Annotated in this window: 6 protein-coding genes; 5 read left to right on the top strand and 1 reads right to left on the bottom strand. The window is 67.3% G+C overall.

The annotated features are described in order from the left end of the window. The 3 genes from LO50_RS17135 to LO50_RS17125 form a co-directional block, all read left to right on the top strand. A partial coding sequence (locus LO50_RS17135) for a NifB/NifX family molybdenum-iron cluster-binding protein (RefSeq protein WP_044315751.1) occupies positions 1-623 on the top strand: 623 nt, incomplete at its 5' end. Further along, a complete protein-coding gene (locus tag LO50_RS17130) occupies positions 620-889 on the top strand; it encodes a DUF6129 family protein (protein WP_042921681.1) in 270 nt (89 codons plus the stop codon). The genes LO50_RS17135 and LO50_RS17130, both read left to right, overlap by 4 nt. 9 nt (positions 890-898) lie before the next feature. Further along, complete coding sequence (locus LO50_RS17125; protein ID WP_042921682.1) at positions 899-1630, top strand: 4Fe4S-binding leucine-rich repeat protein; 732 nt, start codon at positions 899-901, stop codon at positions 1628-1630. A 547-nt stretch (positions 1631-2177) separates the two neighbouring features. Here the strand turns inward: LO50_RS17125 and LO50_RS17120 are convergent. Further along, positions 2178-2711 carry an REP-associated tyrosine transposase gene (locus LO50_RS17120; protein WP_042921684.1) on the bottom strand — a complete coding sequence of 178 codons (534 nt, stop codon included), beginning with the start codon at positions 2709-2711 and terminating at the stop codon, positions 2178-2180. 402 nt (positions 2712-3113) lie between these two features. Between LO50_RS17120 and nifE the strand changes: the two genes are divergently transcribed. Continuing rightward, positions 3114-4532 (top strand): nitrogenase iron-molybdenum cofactor biosynthesis protein NifE, encoded by a 1419-nt coding sequence (gene nifE / locus LO50_RS17115; protein WP_042921686.1) that lies wholly within the window; start codon positions 3114-3116, stop codon positions 4530-4532. A gap of 10 nt (positions 4533-4542) precedes the next feature. Then, the coding region (gene nifN, locus LO50_RS17110) for a nitrogenase iron-molybdenum cofactor biosynthesis protein NifN (RefSeq protein WP_044315750.1) at positions 4543-5473 on the top strand (931 nt) is incomplete at its 3' end.

Genomic DNA, 5473 nt, shown 5'->3' with positions numbered 1-5473 from the left:
TCAGCGTCACCGGCGAGCCGATCACCGAAGCGCGACTGGCCAGGCTGCGCCTCAACCGCCTGCGCAACCGCCTGCTGAGCAGCGTCGACGGGCCGCCGCCGGCGCTCAGCGAGCGGCAATTGCAGCGTGCGCTCGGCCTGCTCAAGGGGCGTGGCGTGCGGATGCCCGAGGAACCGTTGCCGGCCATCGAGCCCTATCGCGAAGGCGAGTTGCCGGATTCGATCCGCATCGCCTGCACCTCCGACGGCGGCGAGCGCTTGGACGGCAGCTTCGGCAGCTGCGCGCGCTTTCTCGTCTACCAGATCTCGCCGAGCGCCAGCCGCCTGGTCGACCTGCGCGAGCCGGGGCCGGTCGCGCCCCACGAAGATCGCCATGCCCGCCGCGCCGAACTGCTGCACGACTGCCAGCTGCTCTACACCCTGAGCATCGGCGGGCCGGCGGCGGCCAAGGTGATTCGCGTCGGCACCCACCCGGTCAAGGTCATGCGGCCGATCCCGGCCCGCGAGATCGTCGAGGAACTGCAACAGGTACTGGCCAGCGCGCCGCCGCCCTGGCTGGCCAAGGCCATGGGCAGCGAGCCGGCCCCCCGCGTTTCCACGTCTGAAAGAGAGGACACCCCATGATCAGCCAGACCCAGCTCGACGCGGTCATCCGCCAGGCCGAGAACGCTCCGTTGGACGAGGCGCTGCTCGCCAGGCTGCGCAGCGAGCACCCTGGCATCCACTTCACCTGCTGCATGGACGACGACGTGGTGGTCAATGCCAAGCCGGTTGCCGAGCGGCCGGGGTTCAACGTCTACCTGGTCAACTCCAGCCAGCACTGCTCGGTGCTGAGCAACGACCTGGACGCCGCCTCGGGCATCGTCCTGGCCGAAGTCATCGCCGATTAGAGAGCGCCCATGCACAACGACGGTAGCGAGGACATCACCCCCCTGGCGGACTGCCGCGATTGCAGCTTTCGCGGCGACCTGCTGCCCAGCGGCCGCTGCACGCCGGGCGACCGCTGCGTGGCGATCCACAGCGGCCGGCAGATCGACCGTTTCTTCCGGCAGAATCCGCAGCTGGCCGTGCACTACCTGGCCGATCCGTTCTGGGAGCGGCGCGCCATCGCCGTGCGCTACGCCCCGGTGGAGGCGCTGCTGCCGATGATCCACGACGTCGACGAAGCGGTGCGCCGTGCCGTCGCCTACCGCCTGCCGCGCGAGCGCCTGGGCGAACTCATGCGCGACCCGGATCGGGAAGTGCGCATCACCGTCGCCGACCGCCTGCCGGCCGAGCAACTGGAACGGATGGCTGCCGACCCGGATTACCTGGTGCGCGCCTACGTGGTCCAGCGCATCGCCCCGGGGCGGCTGTTCCGCTTCATCCGCGACGAGGACCGCCAGGTGCGCAAGTTCGTCGCCCAGCGCCTGCCCGAGGAAAGCCTCGGACTGATGGTCACCGACCCCGAACCGGAAGTCCGCCGCCTGGTCGCCGCGCGCCTGCATGGCGAGGACGTGCTGGAAATGCTCCACGACCCCGACTGGACGGTACGCCTGGCCGCCGTGGAAAACGCCCCGCTCGACGCCCTGCGCGAGCTGAACGAAGACGATCCCGAAGTCCGGAACGCGATCGAAGAGCGATTGGGGTAGGTTGGGTTGAGGTAGGTTGGGTGGGGCCGCCGAGGTTGAGCTCCGCGAAGCCCAACGAGCGAGGCCTCGGGTAACACAATCGTTACGGCGTTGAGCTTCGGCACGTCGGAGATTCGCCTTGGTTCCGGTGTGATGTTGGGCTTCGCCGCTTCGCGGCTCAACCCAACCTACGGGTTCGGTGCCAGTCGTAGGTTGGGTTGAGCTCCGCGAAGCCCAACGAGCTGGCACCGGGCAACGCAATCGTTATGGCGTTGAGCTTCGGCGCGTCGGAGGTTCGCTTTGGCCCCGGCGTGATGTTGGGCTTCGTCGCTTCGCGTCTCAACCCAACCTACGTCGTGCCCCGTCGTAACTGTCCAACTCTGACGTAGGTTGGGTTGAGCCTGCGAAGCCCAACGAGCGAGGCGTCGGACAACGCACTCGTCGCGGCGTTGAGCTTCGGCGCATCGGAGGTCCGCTTTGGCCCCGGAGTGATGTTGGGCTTCGCCGCTCCGCGGCCCAGCGGAGCGCCGCCCGACCCAACCTACGTGTTTCACCCAACCACCGGGCCTCAATCCCAACGTACGTGGATCGACCCCGCCGCACACACCTCACCTCCCCAATCGACCGGTATCGCTCTGTTTCTGATGTAACGATGAATCGAGGAATACGGCCAATCGGCGGCGCGTGAAACGTGCCCATGCTTGACCGGATTGAAATGGATGTAATCGATGTGCCGCTGCAGATCCTCTTCGTCCCGGATCCGGTGCTCCCAGTAGCGCCGTTGCCAGACGGCGCGCTCACGTTTGCGTCGGCGCGACAACGGAATCGCCTCGTATGCGGGCAGGCGACGGGAGAAGCCGCTCTTGATCAACGCCCAGCGCAGCGGGTAGTCGGCATCGCCCTCGGGCAGTCGCCATACGGCGTGCAGGTGATCCGGCAACACCACCTGCGCGACGATCTCGAACGGATGTCGGGCCTTTACCAGGCGAAAGGCGGCACGAAGCGCGTCGATATGCTCGGTGAGCAGGCACTGGTTGCGATCGGCCAGCCCGAGGGTGAAAAAGAACGTGCCGCCCGGCACGAAAGCGCGTCGATAGTGCATCTCATCATCCTTGATGAATTGGGCTTGGCGAAATATAGGGCAACTCGTTAGCGAAAAATGTGATCCCGATCGGTCGGCTGGTGGTTGTAGGTTGGGTTGAGCGAAGCGAAGCCCAACGCGCGCGGCGTCCGGCACGGATTCGTCACGGTGTTGCGCTTTTGGGCGTTCCGGAGATTCACCTTGGCCTCGGAGCGATGTTGGGCTTCGCCGCTACGCGGCTCAGGCTACGCGCCCCGCCCCAACCTACGATGCACCCGCCGAATCCTTTGTTGCGAACCCGACATCCGGACGCGTTTGCGACAATCAGATTTCAATACAAATCAATAAAAATCAATAAGTTGTATTTTGGTACAGGCATTGCATCCACCTCGTTGCGCATGACCATGACGACCGGAGGGTGCGATGAAAGCCAAGGACATTGCCGAGCTGCTCGACGAGCCCGCCTGCACGCACAACAAGAAGGAGAAGTCCGGCTGCGCCAAGCCGGCGCCGGGCGCCACCGATGGCGGCTGCGCCTTCGACGGCGCGCAGATCGCGCTGCTGCCGATCGCCGATGTGGCGCACATCGTCCATGGGCCCATCGCCTGCGCCGGCAGTTCCTGGGACAACCGCGGCACCCGCTCCAGCGGCCCGCAGTTGTACCGCATCGGCATGACCACCGATCTCTCCGAGCAGGACGTGATCATGGGGCGCGCCGAGAAGCGCCTGTTCCACGCCATCCGCCAGGCGGTGGAGAGCTACGCGCCGCCGGCGGTGTTCGTCTACAACACCTGCGTGCCGGCGCTGATCGGCGACGACCTCGACGCCGTGTGCAAGGCCGCCAGCGAGCATTTCGCCACCCCGGTGGTGCCGGTGGACGGCGCCGGTTTCTACGGTACCAAGAACCTCGGCAACCGCATCGCCGGCGATGCCATGGTCAAGCACGTGATCGGCACCCGCGAGCCCGACCCGCTGCCGGCCGGCAGCGAGCGCGCCGGCATCCGCGTGCACGACGTCAACCTGATCGGCGAATACAACATCGCCGGCGAGTTCTGGCACGTGCTGCCGCTGCTCGACGAGCTGGGCCTGCGCGTGCTCTGCACGCTGTCGGGCGATGCGCGTTTTCGCGAGGTGCAGACCATGCACCGCGCCGAGGTGAACATGATGGTCTGCTCCAAGGCCATGCTCAATGTCGCGCGCAAGCTGCAGGAGCGCTTCGGCACGCCCTGGTTCGAGGGCAGCTTCTACGGCATCACCGACACCTCGCAGGCGCTGCGCGACTTCGCCCGGCTGATCGGCGACGACGACCTCGCCGCGCGCACCGAAGCGCTGATCGCGCGCGAGGAAGCGAGGATTCGCGCGGCGCTGGAGCCCTGGCGCGAACGCCTGGCCGGCAAGCGCGTGCTGCTCTACACCGGCGGGGTCAAGTCCTGGTCGGTGATCTCCGCGCTGCAGGACCTGGGCATGAAGGTGGTCGCCACCGGCACCAAGAAATCCACCGAGGAGGACAAGGCGCGCATCCGCGAGCTGATGGGCGACGACGTCAAGATGCTCGACGAGGGCAACCCGCGCGCGTTGTTGCGCACGGTGGAGGAATACCGCGCCGACATCCTCATCGCCGGCGGTCGCAACATGTACACCGCGCTCAAGGGGCGCATCCCCTTCCTCGACATCAACCAGGAACGCGAATTCGGCTATGCCGGCTACGACGGCATGCGGGAACTGGTGCGCCAGCTGTGCCTGACCCTCGAGAGCCCGGTGTGGCCGGCGGTGCGCCAGCCGGCGCCGTGGGAGCGGCCCGCGTCGGCCGAGGCACAACCCCGCACGCTGGCGAACGCCTGAGGAGGTCGCGATGGCACAGATCATCAACCGCAACAAGGCGCTGGCGGTCAGCCCGCTGAAGGCCAGCCAGACCATGGGTGCCGCGCTGGCCTTCCTCGGCCTGGCGCGCAGCATGCCGTTGCTGCACGGTTCGCAGGGCTGCACGGCGTTCGCCAAGGTGTTCTTCGTCCGGCACTTCCGCGAGCCGGTGCCGTTGCAGACCACGGCGATGGATCAGGTCAGCTCGGTGATGGGCGCCGACGAGAACGTGGTCGAGGCGCTGCGCACCATTTGCGACAAGCAGCATCCAGCGGTGATCGGCCTGCTCAGCACCGCGCTGGCGGAGACCCAGGGCTGCGACCTGCACAGCGCCGTGCATCAGTTCCGCCGCGAATATCCCGAGTACGGCGACGTGGCCGTGGTGTCGGTGAACAGCCCGGACTTCAGCGGTTGCTTCGAGAGCGGTTTCGCCGCCGCGCTCAAGGCGATGATCGAGGCGCTGGTGCCCGAGCGCCGTGACCAGGTCGGCCAGCGGCCGCGCCAGGTCAACGTGCTGTGCAGCGCCAGCCTGACACCCGGCGACCTGGAATTCGTCGCCGAGAGCATCGAGAGCTTCGGCCTGCGGCCGTTGCTGATCCCCGACCTGTCCGGCTCGCTGGACGGCCATCTCGACGAGGCGGCCTTCAACCCGCTGACCACCGGCGGGCTGACCCTCGACGAGTTGGCCAGTGCCGGGCAGAGCGCCGCCACCCTGGTGATCGGCCAGAGCCTGACCGCCGCCGCCGATGCGCTGGCCGCCCGCAGCGGCGTACCGGACCGGCGTTTCGGCCTGCTGCTGGGCCTGGAGGCGGTGGATGCCTGGTTGATGGCGCTGAGCGAGATCAGCGGCAACCCGGTGCCGGAGCGCTGGCAGCGCCAGCGCCGGCAACTGCAGGACGCCATGCTCGATACCCATTTCATGC

Source organism: Stutzerimonas stutzeri (assembly GCF_000935215.1).
Classification (GTDB): domain Bacteria; phylum Pseudomonadota; class Gammaproteobacteria; order Pseudomonadales; family Pseudomonadaceae; genus Stutzerimonas.
The sequence above is the reverse complement of the archived record's forward strand: the minus strand, read 5'-3'. Positions and strand labels throughout refer to the sequence as shown.

Bases quoted from the DNA above. Each gene is read 5' to 3' on its own strand.
- LO50_RS17130 (WP_042921681.1), top strand. From the start codon at position 620: ATGATCAGCCAGACCCAGCTCGACGCGGTCATCCGCCAGGCCGAGAAC.
- LO50_RS17125 (WP_042921682.1), top strand. From the start codon at position 899: ATGCACAACGACGGTAGCGAGGACATCACCCCCCTGGCGGACTGCCGC.
- LO50_RS17120 (WP_042921684.1), bottom strand. From the start codon at position 2,711: ATGCACTATCGACGCGCTTTCGTGCCGGGCGGCACGTTCTTTTTCACC.
- nifE (WP_042921686.1), top strand. From the start codon at position 3,114: ATGAAAGCCAAGGACATTGCCGAGCTGCTCGACGAGCCCGCCTGCACG.